The 13,473-nt window shown below is 69.5% G+C and carries 16 protein-coding genes; 10 read left to right on the forward strand and 6 right to left on the reverse strand.

From position 1 onward, the window contains the following. Positions 1-1,050: an A/G-specific adenine glycosylase gene (gene mutY / locus AC1RR5_RS12135; protein WP_492921843.1), complete on the reverse strand. Its 1,050-nt coding sequence runs from the start codon at positions 1,048-1,050 to the stop codon at positions 1-3. Positions 1,051-1,097: 47 nt separating this feature from the next. On the opposite strand from mutY, the gene AC1RR5_RS12140 reads away from it, so the two are divergent. From AC1RR5_RS12140 to smc, 4 genes are all read left to right on the forward strand, one after another. Then, a complete protein-coding gene (locus AC1RR5_RS12140; protein WP_492921845.1) occupies positions 1,098-1,637 on the forward strand; it encodes a DUF721 domain-containing protein in 540 nt (179 codons plus the stop codon). A 114-nt stretch (positions 1,638-1,751) separates the two neighbouring features. Further along, entirely contained in the window at positions 1,752-2,366 is a 615-nt protein-coding gene (locus AC1RR5_RS12145; RefSeq protein WP_492921847.1) for a DsbA family protein, read from the forward strand. Beyond that, the gene (locus AC1RR5_RS12150; protein ID WP_492921848.1) at positions 2,366-2,971 is read left to right on the forward strand and encodes a thioredoxin domain-containing protein; all 606 of its coding nucleotides are present in this window, start codon (positions 2,366-2,368) and stop codon (positions 2,969-2,971) included. Before AC1RR5_RS12145 ends, AC1RR5_RS12150 begins: the two co-directional genes overlap by 1 nt. A gap of 20 nt (positions 2,972-2,991) precedes the next feature. Further along, positions 2,992-6,435 carry a chromosome segregation protein SMC gene (gene smc, locus AC1RR5_RS12155; protein ID WP_492921850.1) on the forward strand — a complete coding sequence of 1,148 codons (3,444 nt, stop codon included), beginning with the start codon at positions 2,992-2,994 and terminating at the stop codon, positions 6,433-6,435. On the opposite strand, the gene AC1RR5_RS12160 is transcribed toward smc, so the two are convergent. Together AC1RR5_RS12160 and AC1RR5_RS12165 are read right to left on the reverse strand one after the other, a co-directional pair. After that, entirely contained in the window at positions 6,432-7,211 is a 780-nt protein-coding gene (locus tag AC1RR5_RS12160) for a TSUP family transporter (protein ID WP_492921852.1), read from the reverse strand. The genes smc and AC1RR5_RS12160 overlap by 4 nt on opposite strands. 60 nt (positions 7,212-7,271) lie before the next feature. Next, positions 7,272-7,661 (reverse strand): DUF6481 family protein, encoded by a 390-nt coding sequence (locus AC1RR5_RS12165; protein WP_492921853.1) that lies wholly within the window; start codon positions 7,659-7,661, stop codon positions 7,272-7,274. A gap of 348 nt (positions 7,662-8,009) precedes the next feature. Between AC1RR5_RS12165 and AC1RR5_RS12170 the strand changes: the two genes are divergently transcribed. The 6 genes from AC1RR5_RS12170 (at position 8,010) to AC1RR5_RS12195 (ending at position 11,775) form a co-directional block, all read left to right on the forward strand. Beyond that, entirely contained in the window at positions 8,010-8,390 is a 381-nt protein-coding gene (locus tag AC1RR5_RS12170; protein ID WP_492921854.1) for an AtpZ/AtpI family protein, read from the forward strand. A 5-nt stretch (positions 8,391-8,395) separates the two neighbouring features. Further along, positions 8,396-9,157, forward strand: a complete 762-nt coding sequence (locus AC1RR5_RS12175; RefSeq protein WP_492921855.1) for a F0F1 ATP synthase subunit A — start codon at positions 8,396-8,398, stop codon at positions 9,155-9,157. A gap of 47 nt (positions 9,158-9,204) precedes the next feature. After that, the gene (locus AC1RR5_RS12180) at positions 9,205-9,429 is read left to right on the forward strand and encodes a F0F1 ATP synthase subunit C (RefSeq protein ID WP_004615714.1); all 225 of its coding nucleotides are present in this window, start codon (positions 9,205-9,207) and stop codon (positions 9,427-9,429) included. Positions 9,430-9,555: 126 nt separating this feature from the next. After that, positions 9,556-10,089: a F0F1 ATP synthase subunit B family protein gene (locus AC1RR5_RS12185; protein ID WP_492921857.1), complete on the forward strand. Its 534-nt coding sequence runs from the start codon at positions 9,556-9,558 to the stop codon at positions 10,087-10,089. 10 nt (positions 10,090-10,099) lie between these two features. After that, positions 10,100-10,609 carry a F0F1 ATP synthase subunit B gene (locus tag AC1RR5_RS12190; protein ID WP_492921858.1) on the forward strand — a complete coding sequence of 170 codons (510 nt, stop codon included), beginning with the start codon at positions 10,100-10,102 and terminating at the stop codon, positions 10,607-10,609. 98 nt (positions 10,610-10,707) lie between these two features. Beyond that, complete coding sequence (locus AC1RR5_RS12195; protein WP_492921859.1) at positions 10,708-11,775, forward strand: 2OG-Fe(II) oxygenase family protein; 1,068 nt, start codon at positions 10,708-10,710, stop codon at positions 11,773-11,775. Here AC1RR5_RS12195 and AC1RR5_RS12200 read toward each other — a convergent pair. From AC1RR5_RS12200 to AC1RR5_RS12210, 3 genes are all read right to left on the reverse strand, one after another. After that, positions 11,763-12,539, reverse strand: a complete 777-nt coding sequence (locus AC1RR5_RS12200; RefSeq protein WP_492921860.1) for a transglutaminase-like domain-containing protein — start codon at positions 12,537-12,539, stop codon at positions 11,763-11,765. The two genes, AC1RR5_RS12195 and AC1RR5_RS12200, sit on opposite strands and share 13 nt — an antisense overlap. 73 nt (positions 12,540-12,612) lie before the next feature. Further along, positions 12,613-13,053, reverse strand: a complete 441-nt coding sequence (locus AC1RR5_RS12205) for a hypothetical protein (RefSeq protein ID WP_492921861.1) — start codon at positions 13,051-13,053, stop codon at positions 12,613-12,615. Then, entirely contained in the window at positions 13,050-13,472 is a 423-nt protein-coding gene (locus tag AC1RR5_RS12210; protein ID WP_492921863.1) for a hypothetical protein, read from the reverse strand. The genes AC1RR5_RS12205 and AC1RR5_RS12210 overlap by 4 nt, the downstream gene beginning before the upstream one ends. Position 13,473 lies beyond the last annotated feature (1 nt).

The following is a 13,473-nucleotide window of genomic DNA, read 5'->3' on the forward strand; positions in this document are numbered from 1 at the left end:
TCAGATCAGCCGCTCCCCGGCCAGCGCCGCCTTCAGGAACACGCTGGGCAGGGCGCCGAGCCCTTCGCGCGGGGTCCAGACGAAGTCGCCGTCGTTCGCGCCCTGGGCGCTGAACACCCGCAAGGTCAGCGAGAAGTGGGTGAAGACGTGCTCCACCGCGCCCAGGTCGCGCCAGGCGGCGGACACCGGCGCGGCGGCCAGCGCCTCAGCGTCGGTGTAGGGCGTCGCGCGCCAGTCGCTGGTGGGCAGGCCCAGCATGCCGCCCAGCAGGCCCTTGGGCGGGCGGCGGACCAGGGCCATGTCGTCACCGCGCGTCAGGACATAGGCGACGCCGTGGCGGCGTGGACGGTCGGCCTTCTTGGTCTTGCGCGGATAGGTCTCGGGCGCGCCGCCCAGATAGGCCGCACACCAGGTCGAGATCGGGCAGCGGTCGCACAGCGGCGACTTCGGCTTGCAGACCGTGGCCCCCAGGTCCATCAGCGCCTGGGCCCAGTCGCCGGGGCGGTCGTCGGTGACGAGCTCGCCGGCCAGGGCCTTCAGCTCCGGCTTGGAGTCGGGCAGCGGCGTCTCGACGGCGAACAGGCGCGACATCACCCGCTCGACATTGCCGTCGACGACATTGGCGGCGCGGTCGAAGGCGATCGCGGCGACGGCGGCGGCGGTATAGGCCCCGACGCCGGGCAGGGCGCGCAGAGCGTCCTCGGTGTCCGGAAAGACGCCGCCATGGTCGTTGGCCACGGCCCGCGCGCAGGCCAGCAGATTGCGGGCGCGGGCGTAGTAGCCCAGCCCCGCCCAGGCGGCCATCAGGTCGCCGTCCTCCACCGCCGCCAGGTCCGAGACCGTCGGCCAGCGCTGGGTGAAGCTCAGGAAATAGGGCGTGGCGTGCGGCACGGTGGTCTGCTGCAGCATCACCTCCGACAGCCAGACGCGGTAAGGATCGCTGCGCACGCCGGCGCGGCGGTCACCGGGCGAGGTGCGCCAGGCCAGGTCGCGGGCCTGGGCGTCGTACCAGGCCAGCAGGGCCGAGCGGATCGCATCACGGTCTTTCATGCTCCCTCGCCTACCGCGAACGGCCCGCCGCGTGCTAGCCTTCCCGCATGCGCCGCCCCCTGCCCACCGCCGAAGAAGCGCTCGCGATCCTGCGCAGCAAGCGCACGAGGCCGCAGTTCCGCACTCCGCCGCCGGCCGGCAAGAACCTGGCGCCGCTGCTTAAGGACCTGGAGGCCCGCTTCGGCCAGGGCCCTGCCGTGCTGCAGGCCCGCTGGCGCGAGATCGTCGGCGACACCCTGGCCCGTCGGACCGAGCCGGTCCGCATCATCAAGGGCCGCAACGGCGAAGGCGGCGCGCTGGAACTGCGGGTCGACGGCCCGGTGGCCTCGCTGATCCAGCACCAGGCCCCACAGATCACCGCGCGCCTGGACATGCTGCTGGGCAAGGGCGTCGTCACCCGGCTGCGCATCGTCCAGGGTCCGGTCAAGGCCGCCGCCGCGCCGGTCTCGCAGGTTCGCCGCCGCAAGCCGCCGCTGGACGCCGCCCAGGAAAAACAGCTGACCGACAGCCTGGCCCACCAGCCGGACGGCGACCTGAAACAGGCCTTGCTGAAGCTGGGTCGCGGCGTGCTGCAATCGCAGCGTTGAGCCGGTTGACAAGCGCCGTTCGGTCAAGCTCATGCGCTAGTCACCGTTGCGCCTTTTTCGCTCGCTAGCGAGAATCGCGTTTAACTTCCCAATCGACCGCCGAAGGGCCATTTCATGCGTTCGCTGATCACCCGCGTCACCCTCGTCGCCGCTCTCGCGGCCAGCCTCGCCGCCTGCGGCCCCAAGGGCACCAAGGTCTCGGCCGAAGACATGACCCTGGGCAATCCGAACGCCAAGGTCACGGTCGTCGAGTACGCCTCGGTCGCCTGCCCGCACTGCGCCAAGTGGAACGAGGAAGTCTTCCCGGCCTTCAAGGCCAAGTACATCGACACCGGCAAGGTCAACTATGTGGCCCGCGAGGCCCTGACCGGCGAGCCGACCCTGGCCAATGCAGGCGCCATGCTGGCCCGCTGCGCCGGCAAGGATAAGTACTTCCAGGTCACCGACGCGCTGTACCACGCCCAGGCCAGCATCTTCCAAACCGGCGACATCCGCGGCGAGCTGCTGACCATCGCCCGCGCCGCCGGCATGAGCGAAGACCAGTTCAACAGCTGCCTCAGCGACGAGAACGCCGCCAAGTCGGCCCAGCGCCTCGAAAAGCTGATGAAGGACAACGACGTCAAAGGCACCCCGACCTTCGTGGTCAACGGCAAGAAGGTCGGCGGCGAAGACGGCGGCGAAGTCTCGCTGACCCAGCTGGACGCCGCCATCGCGGAAGCCTCGAAGTAATGACCCTGGACCGGCGCGCGCTGATCGTTTCCGGCCTGGCGGTGACCGCCAGCGCCTCGGCCGCGCGCGCCGCGCCGCTGCCGCCGGTTCCGGGCGAGATGGTGCTGGGCTCGGCCAAGGCGCCGATCCAGTTGGTGGTCTACGCCTCGGCCAGCTGCCCGCACTGCGCGCACTGGTGGACCACGGTCCAGCCGCAGATCCGCAAGACTTATATCGACACCGGCAAGGTGCGGCTGGTCTTCCGCGAGTTCCTGACTCCGCCCGTCGAGTTCGCGGCGGCGGGCTTCATCTTGGCCCGGCGGATCCCCGGAAAATATTTCGAGGTGCTGACCACCGTCTTCCAGAAGCAGGAAGAGATCTATCGCAGCGAGAAGCTGTTCGAGGGCCTGCAGGCGATCGGGAAGCAATACGGCCTGACCGAGGAGCAGTTCAAGGCGACCCTGAGCGACGAGGCGGCGCTGAAGGCGGTCAACGCCCGCATGGCCAAGGGTGTCGACGACGGCATCGAAGGCACGCCGACCTTCTTCGTCAACGGCGCGCCGTACGACCACAGCGCCGACTTCTCCGTGCTCTCCAAGGCCTTCGCCGCGGCGGCGAAGGGCTGAGATCCTAAGGGACCGCCTCCGTGCAGTTCCAGCGCCTCCGCCTCTCGGGCTTCAAGTCCTTCGTCGAGCCGACCGAGTTCCGGATCGAGCCCGGGCTGACGGGCATTGTCGGCCCGAACGGCTGCGGCAAGTCCAACCTGCTGGAAGCCCTGCGCTGGGTGATGGGCGCCAACTCGGCCAAGGCCATGCGCGCGGGCGGCATGGACGACGTGATCTTCGCCGGCAGCGGGGCGCGACCGCCGCGCAACCACGCCGACGTGGCCCTGACCATCGACAACGCCGACCGCACGGCCCCCGCCCAGTTCAACGACGACCCGGTGCTGGAGGTCGTGCGCCGCATCGATCGCGGGGCCGGCTCGACCTACAAGATCAACGGCCGCGAGGTGCGGGCCCGTGACGTCCAGCTGCTGTTCGCCGACGCCTCGACCGGGGCCAACTCGCCGGCCCTGGTCCGCCAGGGCCAGATCAGCGAGCTGATCGGCGCCAAGCCGCAGAACCGCCGCCGCATCCTGGAAGAGGCGGCCGGGGTCTCGGGCCTGCACACCCGCCGCCACGAGGCCGAGCTGCGGCTGCGGGCCGCCGAGAGCAATCTGTCACGACTTGAGGACGTGGCCCGCGAGCTGGAAACGGCGCTGAACCGCCTCAAGCGCGAGGCGCGCCAGGCCGAGAAGTACAAGCGTCTGTCGTCCGAGATCCGCGCCGTGCAGGGCGCCGTGCTCTACGCCCGCTGGACCGAGGCCCGCGACACCCTGGAGCGCACCCAGCGCGAAGCCACCGAGGCGGCTCGCACGGTCGAGGAAACGGCCCGCGCCAGCGCCGCCGCCCAGGTGGCCATCACCGAGGCCGAGGCCGCCATGCCGCCCCTGCGGGAAGAGGCGACCATCGCCCAGGCGATCCTGGGCCAGCTGGCCATCCAGAAGGACCGCGCCGAACGCGAGGCGGAAGCCGCCTCGGCCGAGTTCGAGCGCCTGAAGTCCGACCTGGCCCGGATCGACGACGACCGCGCCCGCGAAAGCCAGGCCAAGGACGACGCCGCCGCCGCCCTGGCCCGCATCGACGCCGAGCTGACGGAAGTCCGCGCCCTGGTCGCCGCCGCGCCGGAGCGAGGCCCCGAACTGGCCGCCGCCGCCAAGGCCGCCGAGGAGGCCCGCGCCGCCGCCGAGACGACCGTCGAACAGCTGGCCGCGCGGGTCGCGGCCGAGGAGGCCCAGGGCCGCGCCGCCGCCACGCGTCTCGCCGAAGCCGAAGCTCGCGCCAACCGCACCAACCGCGCCCTCGACCAGGCCAAGGCCGAGCGGGCCGCGATCGGTCCCGAGATCGACCCGGCCGCCGCCGACGCCCGCCAGCGCTTCACCAATGCCGAGGCCGCCCTGGCCGCCGCCCGCGCGGCGCTGGAGGAGGCTGAGAACGAACGGGTGAAGGCCGCCGAGCAGGAGGCCCAGGCCCGTCAGTTGGCGCGCAATGTCGAGGACCAGCTGGGCCGCCTGCGCACCGAAGCCCGGGGCCTCGCCCAGCTGACCGCCCCGCGCAGCAAGACCGGCCACGCCCCGGCCTTGGACAGCGTCGCGCCCGACAAGGGCTATGGCGCGGCCCTGGCGGCGGCGCTCGGCGACGACCTGGACGCGGCCCTGGACGCCAAGGCGCCGTCGTACTGGGGCGGAGCCGAAGCGCCGGCGCCGACCTGGCCCGAGGGCGCGACGCCCCTGGCGCCGCTGGTCAAGGCCCCGCCCGCCCTGGCCGCCCGCCTCTCGCACGTGGCCGTCGTGACGCGCGACAATGGCGATCGGCTGCAGAAGGACCTCAAGCCCGGCATGCGCCTGGTCTCCAAGGATGGCGACCTGTGGCGCTGGGACGGCTTCGTGGCCCGCGCCGACGCGCCCAAGCCCGCCGCCGTACGGTTGGAGCAGCGCACGCGCCTGGCCGAAGTCGAGGCCGAGATCGACGTCATGGCCCCGCGCGCCGAGGCCACCGCCATCGCCCTGAAGACCGCCGCCGACCGCATGCGCGCGGTCGAGGACCTGCTGCGCGACAAGCGCCGTGGCCCGCCCGACGCCGAACGGCTGCTGAACGGCGCCCGCGAGCAGGTCGCCAAGTTCGAGCGCGAACAGGCCATGCGCGCCGCCCGCGCCCAGTCGCTGGACGACACCATCGCCCGCTTCGAGGCCGAGAAGGTCGAGTCCGATGCGGCCTTCGCGGAGGCCCGCGAGGCTCACGCCGCCGCCCAGACCTCGGGCGACCTGCAGCCGCAGCTCGCCGCCGCCCGCCAGGCCTCGGCCCAGGCCCGCGAGGCCGCCAGCGCCGCCCGCACGGCCCTGGACGTCGAGACCCGCGAACGCGCCGGTCGCCAGCGTCGGCTCGAAAGCCTGGAGCGCGACCACGCCGACTGGGCCAAGCGCGCCGAGACCGCCGGCAAGCGCACGCAGTCCCTGGACGCCGACCGCGTGAAGGCCGCCGCCGCCCTGGAAGGCGCTCGCGAGGCCCCGGCGGCGCTGCAGGAGAAGCTGGTCGCCCTGCTGGACGAGTTCGGCGCCGCCGAGGCCCGTCGCGCCAAGGCCAGCGACGCCCTGGAAGCCGCCGAGACCCTGCGCCTCAACAACGACCGCGCCGCCCGCGCCGCCGAGCAGGCGGCCGGCGAGGCCCGCGAGAAGCGCGCCGCCCTGGTCGCCCATCTGGACGGCGCCCGCCAGCGCTTCGGCGAGGTGGCCTCGGCCATCCGCGAGCAGGCCCGCATGGAGCCCGAGGAGCTGGGCCGCCACGTCGCCGGCGAGGCCGTGGCCGTGCCGAAGGACGCCGCGGGCGTGGAAGCTCACCTTTTTGCTCTCGAAAGAGAACGCGACGCCATCGGTCCGGTAAACCTGCGCGCCGAGGAAGAGGCCCAGGAATATGCCGGCCGCCTGGAGACCATGCGTGTCGAACGCGTGGACCTGTCGGGCGCGGTGACCAAGCTGCGGGCTGGCATCGAGGAGCTGAACGCCGAGGGGCGCGAGCGCCTGCTGGCCGCCTTCGAGGTGATCAACGCCAACTTCCAGACCCTTTTCCAGGCCCTGTTCGGCGGCGGCCAGGCCGAGCTGAAGCTGATCGAGAGCGACGACCCGCTGGAGGCCGGCCTGGAGATCTTCGCCTGCCCGCCCGGCAAGCGCATGGCCAGCATGAGCCTGATGAGCGGCGGCGAGCAGGCCCTGACCGCCAGCGCCCTGATCTTCGGCGTGTTCCTGGCCAATCCGGCCCCGATCTGCGTGCTGGACGAAGTCGACGCGCCGCTCGATGACGCGAACGTCGACCGCTACTGCAACATGCTGGACGAGATGCGCCGGCGGACCCAGACCCGCTTCATCGCCATCACTCACAACCCGGTGACCATGAGCCGGATGGACCGGCTGTTCGGCGTGACCATGGCCGAGCGTGGCGTCAGCCAGCTGGTCAGCGTCGACCTGTCGACCGCCGAGAAGCTGGTCGCGGCCTAGAAGCCTATCGCCTGGCGGATGGGGTTGGCGGGGTCGGCCAGCAGCTTGATGGCCATGGCGCACGAGATCACCACCAGCAGCGGCCGGATCAGCTTGGGTCCGAAGCGCATGGCCAGGCGCGAGCCGACCTGGGCGCCGATGAAGGCACCGGCGGCCATGGCCAGGCCGATCGGCCAAACGACCGCGCCCTTGAGGATGAACAGGGTGAGGCTGCCCAGGTTGCTGGCGGCGTTGGCCAGCTTGGTGTGGGCCGTGGCCTTCAGCACGCCGTAGCCCAGCAGGGTGACGATCGCGACCATGTAGAAGGCTCCCGCGCCGGGGCCGAAGATGCCGTCGTAGAAGCCGACCAGCGGCGCGACGAAACAGGCGAACGGGATCAGCGCCATGCGGGGCGCGACGTCCTCGGTCTTGAGGGCGCGCGAGAAGCCGAAATAGAGGGCGATGGCGATCAGCAGCAGCGGCACGATCGCCCGCAGCAGCTGCGGCGACAGCAGGCTGGCGCACAGAGCGCCGCACAGGCCCGCCACGGCGGCCGCGCCGGCGACCGGCAAGGCGGTCTTCCACTCGATCAGGCCACGCCGGGCGAAGGCCGTCGTCGAGGACAGGGCGCCCATCGCGCCCTGCAGCTTGTTGGTGCCCAGCGCCTGGACCGGCGACAGACCCGCCAGCAGCAGGGCCGGCAGAGTCACCAATCCGCCGCCGCCAGCGATGGCGTCGAGCGCGCCCGCGAGGGCGGCGACCACGAACAGGCCAGCGAGGACGTCGAGATGAACCATCAGCGGCTCATGGTCCCGTTCGGGGCAAAGAAAAAGGGGCCCCGAAGGACCCCTGGATCTTTAGCCGAGCAGGTGGCCCCATTGTTGGGCGCGGGACTGCTTGCTGTTGGTCGTCTTGCCCAGGGCGCGAAGCTCATCGCGTTCCTTGGCCTTCTCTTCCTTGCGGACGCGCATTTCGGCAGCTTCCTGCGTCTTGCGTTCCTTACGCTCGGCGCGCTTGACGGCCATGATCGCCTCTTGGCGAGCCAGGGCTTCGAGGCGGGCGATTTCCTTGGCTTCAGCGCGGGCGGCGCGGACAGCTTCGAGTTCGGCGGCGCGTTGCTCTTCGCGCTTGTCGAAATCGGGATCCTGGACGGTCGGCTTGGCCTTGAACTTGGCCAGCATGGCCTTCTTGGCTTCCTGCTGCGAGGAAATACGATCGGCGAATCCGGTGTTCTTCAGGTGCGACATGAATCTTCGTGTTGTTTGGAGGCGGCGGCTCTAAAGCCCAGATTTACGCAAAAATCAATGCGTCATCGGGCCCGTCACCCCTTGCCTAGTGGGGGTGATGCCTGGAGAGCACGCCCAACATAGGAAGGGTTCCGCCATTTGTTAGGGCTGTTAACCCATCAGGAATGGGGATCGTTTTGCCCATCCTTGAAGCCGGCGGCTAAATCCTTAAGTATTCCCGTCACTTGCCCCGCAATGCGGCTGCCTTGACGCACCGCAGCGAGGTCTATAGGTTCCGCGCCGATCAAGCCGGCCGGAAAAGCGCCTTGTTTTGGCGCGTCCGCGGCGTTTTCGGACCTGCCGCTTCCCATGCCCAAGGCCGACGAACCGAACGACAAGGCCCTGCAAAGCCTCGACGCTCGGCTCGACGCATTTGAGGCGAAGAAGGCGGCGGAAAAGCCCGCGAAAGCGGCGACCGAGAAGGCCAACCAGGACGGTTACCGTCTGTTGGCGGATTTGATCGGGGGCGTATTGGTGGGTCTCGGCTTTGGCTGGCTGCTCGACCACTACGTTCACACGAGCCCCTGGGGCATGGTCGGCGGTCTGCTGATCGGCCTGGGGCTCGCGATATTCTCCATCGTCCGCAAGGCGATGAAAATGAGCGCGCAGGCGTCAGCGTCCTCCTCGGGGGGTCAAACTGGCGAAGACACGGGAGACGGATCAACCGTCCCCAAGCAGAAGAGAGACTAGGGCCAATGGCCGATCCGATGCACCAGTTCCAGATCACGAAGATCGTGGAACTGCCCACCGTGACCGTTCCCGGCCTCGGCGCGATCGACCTGTCGATCACGAACTCGGTCGCCGCGATGATGCTGGCCGCCCTGCTGGTCATGGCGTTCTACACCGCGGCCGCGCGCAAGGCCGTCATCCCGGGCCGCCTGCAGGCGGTGGGCGAGATGCTCTACGGACTGGTCGATGGGCTCGCGGAGTCGATCATCGGCCACGATGGCAAGAAGTTCCTGCCGTTCATCTTCACGCTGTTCGCGTTCGTGCTGTTCATGAACCTCCAGGGCATGTTCCTGGTGTTCACCGCGACGTCGCAGCTGGCCGTGACCCTGACGCTGGGCCTGATGGTCATCCTGACCGTGGTCGCCGTCGGCTTCGCCAAGAACGGCCTGAAGTTCTTCAAGCTGTTTGCCCCGTCGGGCGTGCCGTGGCCCCTGTACTTCCTGCTGGTGCCGATCGAGATCCTGTCGTTCCTGATCCGTCCGATCACCCTGGGCCTTCGTCTGTTCGGCAACATGCTGGGCGGCCACGTCGTGCTGAAGATCTTCGCCGGTTTCGTGATCGCCCTGGGCGGTCTCGGCGTGCTGGGCTGGGCCGGTTCGGTCCTGGCCCTGACCTCGGTCGTCGCCCTGACGGCCCTCGAGTTCATGGTGGCCTTCCTGCAGGCCTTCGTGTTCGCGGTGCTCGCCTGCGTCTACATCAACGACGTCGTGCACCTCGACAGCCACTGATCAACCTTTAGTCTTTCCAACAAATACCCTTCCAAGGAGTCTCTATCATGGACGCTGCTGCAGCTAAGTACATCGGCGCTGGCCTGGCCATGCTCGGCATGATCGGCGCGGGCGTTGGCCTGGGCGTGATGTTCGGCAACTACTTCCAAGGCGCCCTGCGTAACCCGACCGCCGCCGCTCAAGAGCGCCCGATGCTGTTCCTAGGCATGGCTCTGACGGAAGCCCTGGGCATCTTCGCCCTGGTCATCGCCTTCCTGATCCTGTTCTCGTAATCCGATCCCTGGAGCGCGGCGCTTCAACGGAAGCGACGCGCTCCAGTTCTGTTTTCTCGCGTCCTCATGATGCGGACCGGTTTCCGGTCTGCTCGTGGACGCTCTAGCTGAGAGGCGCCCTCGCCCATGGCGACGGAACATCACGGCACGGTCGAAACGACTGAAACCCCCAAGCACGAAAGCGGCGGCCTTCCGCAGCTGCAGTTCGAGCACTGGGGTGGCCAGATCGTTTGGCTGCTGCTCATCTTCGCCGTTCTCTACGTGGTGCTGTCGAAGGTGCTTCTGCCCCGCGTCAGCGGCGCGATCGACGAGCGCGGCGGCAAGATCGCCGGCGACATCGCCGACGCCCGTCGCCTGAAGGACGAGGCCGAAGTCCAGGCGCGCGCCGCCGCCGCGGAAGTCGCCGAGGCTCGCGCCAAGGCCCAGAAGACGGCTGCCGACGCCAAGGCCAAGGCCGCCGCCGAAGCCGCCGAGCGTCAGGCCAAGGAAGAGGCCGTCCTGGCCGAGAAGCTGGCCGCGGCCGAAGCTTCGATCCAGGCCGCCCGCGACCAGGCCATGAGCCAGGTCCGCGTGGTCGCCGAAGAGACGGCCGGCGCGATCGTCCAGAAGCTGACCGGCAAGGCGGCCACGGCCGCCGAGCTGAAGTCGGCCCTGGTCTAAGGAGCTGACGATGGAACACGAATCCCTGTTCAGCTTCTCGAACCCCGAGTTCTGGGTTCTGGTCGCTCTGGTGATCTTCTTCGGCCTGCTGGTCTTCCTTAAGGTCCTGCCGGGCGCGCTGGTCGGCGCGCTCGACGGTTACGCCGCCAAGATCAAGGCCGAGCTCGACGAAGCCCAGCAACTGCGCGAAGAGGCCCAGGCCCTGCTCGCGGACGTGAAGGCCCAGCGCGACGAAGCCGAGCGCCAGGCCACGGGCATGCTGGAAGCCGCCAAGGCCGACGCCAAGCGTCTGGCCGAGGAAGCCAAGGAAAAGCTCGAGGAGCAGATCAAGCGCCGCGCCGAGATGGCCGAACGCAAGATCGCCCAGGCCGAGGCGCAAGCCGCCGCCGACGTGAAGGCCGCCGCGGTGGATCTCGCCGCCCAGGCCGCCGAAGCGGTGCTGACGGCTCGCCTGGTCGGCGCCAAGAGCGACCCACTCACCGACGTCGCGATCAGCCAGCTGAGCGCCAAGCTGCAATAGCAGCCAGCTCAGCCGACAAGACAGAAGGCGCGGATCGCAAGGTCCGCGCCTTTTTCTTTTGGCGATTCGCGCCGTCTGGCATGTAGAACCAACCGGCCATGACCAAGCTGCTGCCCGGCGATCCCGCGCCGTCGTTCTTCGCCGTGACCCGCGGCAATCCACGCTATGCGTTCGATGTCGCCGCCGGGCGCTACCTGCTGGTGGCCCTGGTCGCGGACGGAGACGACGCCTTCGTCCAGACGGTCGAGCAGGTGCTGACGCAGCAGGGCGATCGCCTGGACGGCGCGAGCCTGGTCTTCTTCGGTCTGCTCCGCGACGCCGAGCGCTGGAACCGCCGCGAGGACCGCCTGCCCGGCGCACGTTGGATGCTGGACGAGGCCGGCGCGGCCTTCGCCGCCCTGGGGGCCGAACAGGCAGATTGGTCGGGCTGGATCCTGATCGACCCGAACTTCCGCGTGCTGGTCATCGCGCCGGCCGCCCAGACCGCGCATCTGGCGCCGATCCTGGCTGGCCTGCCGCCGCCGGCCGCCCACGCCGGGGTCGAGCTGTTCGCCCCGGTACTGGTCATCCCTCGCATCTTCGAGATCGAGCTGTGCCAGGCCCTGATCGCGGCCTACGCGACCGATGGCGGCGAGGCCTCCGGCTTCATGCGCGAGGTGGACGGCAGGACCGTCGAGGTCCGCGATCCCAACCACAAGATCCGCCGCGACCTGATGCTGCCGCCCGGAGAGCTGCGCGACGCGGTCCGGACGCGGATCCAACGCCGGCTGGTCCCTCAGATCGCCAAGACCTTCCAATTCGACGTGACCCGCATGGAGCGCGACCTGGTCGCCTGCTACGACGCGGCCGACAACGGCTTCTTCCGGGCGCACCGGGACAATACGACCAAGGGCACCGCCCATCGCCGCTTCGCCGTGACGATCAACCTGAACACCGAAGAGTACGAGGGCGGCGAGCTGCGCTTCCCCGAGTTCGGCCCGCGCAGCTATCGCGCCCCGACCGGCGGGGCGGTCGTGTTCTCGTGCTCGCTGCTGCATGAGGCCCTGCCGGTGACCCGCGGCAAGCGCTACGCCTTCCTGCCCTTCCTGTACGACGAGGCCGGCGCCCAGATCCGCGAACGCAATGCCGAGCACGTAGGCGTCGACGGCTACCGCTACACAGCCTGAATTGAGAAGCTCTGCTCGATCAGCTCGGCCCGGCCGAAGATGGTCATGAAGGCGATGTCGGCGGCGTCACGACCGGTGGCGACGCGGACCATGCCCTCGATCGGCGCCAGGCCGGTGGCGTCGATCAGCCGCCAGCGGCCGCCCAGATAGACCTCGGCGATGGCGTGCAGGTCCGGCGGCTCCAGCCGCCAGGCATAGGCGCTGACCGCCCTGGCGGGGATATCGGCGGCGCGGCACAGGCTGATGGCCAGGTGGGTGAAGTCGCGGCAGACGCCGGCCCGGTCGACCAGGGTGTCCACGGCCGTCGTCGTCGCGTCGCTGACCCCGAAGCAGTAGTCCACGTGCTTGGCGATCCAGTCCAGGATCGCCATGACCTTGCGGCCGCCCATCAGGTCGCCGAACTCGCGCTCGCAGAACCGCTCCAGCCTGTCGGACGGCGCGTAGCGGCTGGCCCGCAGGAAGGGCAGCACCTCGCTGGGCAGGTCGCGGATCGCCATGGCCGGGGCGTCGGCCAGGTCATGGTCGCGATGCATGATCTCGACCTGGGCCCGATAGAGCGCGTTCACCCGGCCCGACGCCGTGAACACCGTACGGCGTTCGTGGGTGACGGGATCGTCGACCCGCACGGCGTCGACATTGGGCCAGAAGGTCAGGGCCTCTAAGCCCACGGCCTGATCAGGGCCATGCGCCGCCTCGACCAGCAGCAGAACCTCGCAGGGGGTCGCGAAGTCGTAGGTCAACGAGGCTTCGACTTCGAACTTCATGGATGTTCCCGGAGGCAGGCCGCGCGGCCGGGAAGGTCGCGCCGGTGTATCAATCCCCATGGCCCGAATGGGTTCAGGCCTTGGCCATCTTCCGCGCCACGTACTTCTTCACGCGCTTGCGGGTCTTCTTCAGCAGCCGCCAGCGGGCCCGGCGCAGGACGAGCTTCTCGGTGCGGAGCATCTGCTGCCAGACGACCAGCAGCACCTCGGGCTCGCGGCGCATCAGGCGGCGGATCGGGAAGACCAGCTTGGGGTGGCGCTTCTGCCAACGGATGAAGGTCTTCCGCGCCTGGAACGAGTAGCGCAGCACGATCATCAGACCGATGACCAGCAGCGGCAGGCCCACGTGGCCCGGCAGCGGCGTCAGCACCGCGCCGGCGACGATCACCAGCGAGCCGAAGCCGATGGCGATCCAGCGGAAGGCGCGGGCCGCGGATTCACGCAGCAGCAGCGCCAGGCGCGCGCGGCGCCGGACCCTGTGCTTGATGTCGATCGTGGAAGCGGTTGCGTTCACCGTCCGGCTTGCTTCGCGGCGGCGCGACGCTTGAACGACTTGCGCCAGCGCGCGGCCATCCGCCACTTGCGCGGCACGATCAGGCGCTCGACGCGCAAGGCTTGCTGCCAGGCCACCAGCACCACTTCCGGCTCGCGGCGCAGCAGGCGACGCAGCGGGAAGATCAGCTTGGGGTGGGCGTGCTGGAAACGGACGAACTGCTTGCGCGCCTTGAACGAGTTGCGCAGCACCAGCATCAGGCCGACCACCGTCAGCGGCAGGCCCATCGGGCCCGGCAGCGGCGCGATGACGATGCCGCCGATGATCAGCAGCACGCCCAGCGACACCAGGATCACACGCAGAAAACGCGCGATGAGCTCGCGGGCGAGATCATCTGCGGTGCGGTGAGCGCGCGTCATGGTGAGGGCGAGAGCAGTCATT

It is taken from the genome of Caulobacter sp. GW821-FHT11E11, assembly GCF_058808315.1.

What these genes read in the sequence shown, in the direction of transcription:
- AC1RR5_RS12160 (WP_492921852.1), bottom strand. Translation starts at nt 7,211, where the DNA reads ATGGTTCATCTCGACGTCCTCGCTGGCCTGTTCGTGGTCGCCGCCCTC.
- AC1RR5_RS12140 (WP_492921845.1), top strand. Translation starts at nt 1,098, where the DNA reads ATGCGCCGCCCCCTGCCCACCGCCGAAGAAGCGCTCGCGATCCTGCGC.
- AC1RR5_RS12150 (WP_492921848.1), top strand. Translation starts at nt 2,366, where the DNA reads ATGACCCTGGACCGGCGCGCGCTGATCGTTTCCGGCCTGGCGGTGACC.
- AC1RR5_RS12175 (WP_492921855.1), top strand. Translation starts at nt 8,396, where the DNA reads ATGGCCGATCCGATGCACCAGTTCCAGATCACGAAGATCGTGGAACTG.
- AC1RR5_RS12210 (WP_492921863.1), bottom strand. Translation starts at nt 13,472, where the DNA reads ATGACTGCTCTCGCCCTCACCATGACGCGCGCTCACCGCACCGCAGAT.
- AC1RR5_RS12165 (WP_492921853.1), bottom strand. Translation starts at nt 7,661, where the DNA reads ATGTCGCACCTGAAGAACACCGGATTCGCCGATCGTATTTCCTCGCAG.
- AC1RR5_RS12180 (WP_004615714.1), top strand. Translation starts at nt 9,205, where the DNA reads ATGGACGCTGCTGCAGCTAAGTACATCGGCGCTGGCCTGGCCATGCTC.
- AC1RR5_RS12185 (WP_492921857.1), top strand. Translation starts at nt 9,556, where the DNA reads ATGGCGACGGAACATCACGGCACGGTCGAAACGACTGAAACCCCCAAG.
- AC1RR5_RS12190 (WP_492921858.1), top strand. Translation starts at nt 10,100, where the DNA reads ATGGAACACGAATCCCTGTTCAGCTTCTCGAACCCCGAGTTCTGGGTT.
- AC1RR5_RS12170 (WP_492921854.1), top strand. Translation starts at nt 8,010, where the DNA reads ATGCCCAAGGCCGACGAACCGAACGACAAGGCCCTGCAAAGCCTCGAC.
- AC1RR5_RS12200 (WP_492921860.1), bottom strand. Translation starts at nt 12,539, where the DNA reads ATGAAGTTCGAAGTCGAAGCCTCGTTGACCTACGACTTCGCGACCCCC.
- AC1RR5_RS12195 (WP_492921859.1), top strand. Translation starts at nt 10,708, where the DNA reads ATGACCAAGCTGCTGCCCGGCGATCCCGCGCCGTCGTTCTTCGCCGTG.
- AC1RR5_RS12145 (WP_492921847.1), top strand. Translation starts at nt 1,752, where the DNA reads ATGCGTTCGCTGATCACCCGCGTCACCCTCGTCGCCGCTCTCGCGGCC.
- mutY (WP_492921843.1), bottom strand. Translation starts at nt 1,050, where the DNA reads ATGAAAGACCGTGATGCGATCCGCTCGGCCCTGCTGGCCTGGTACGAC.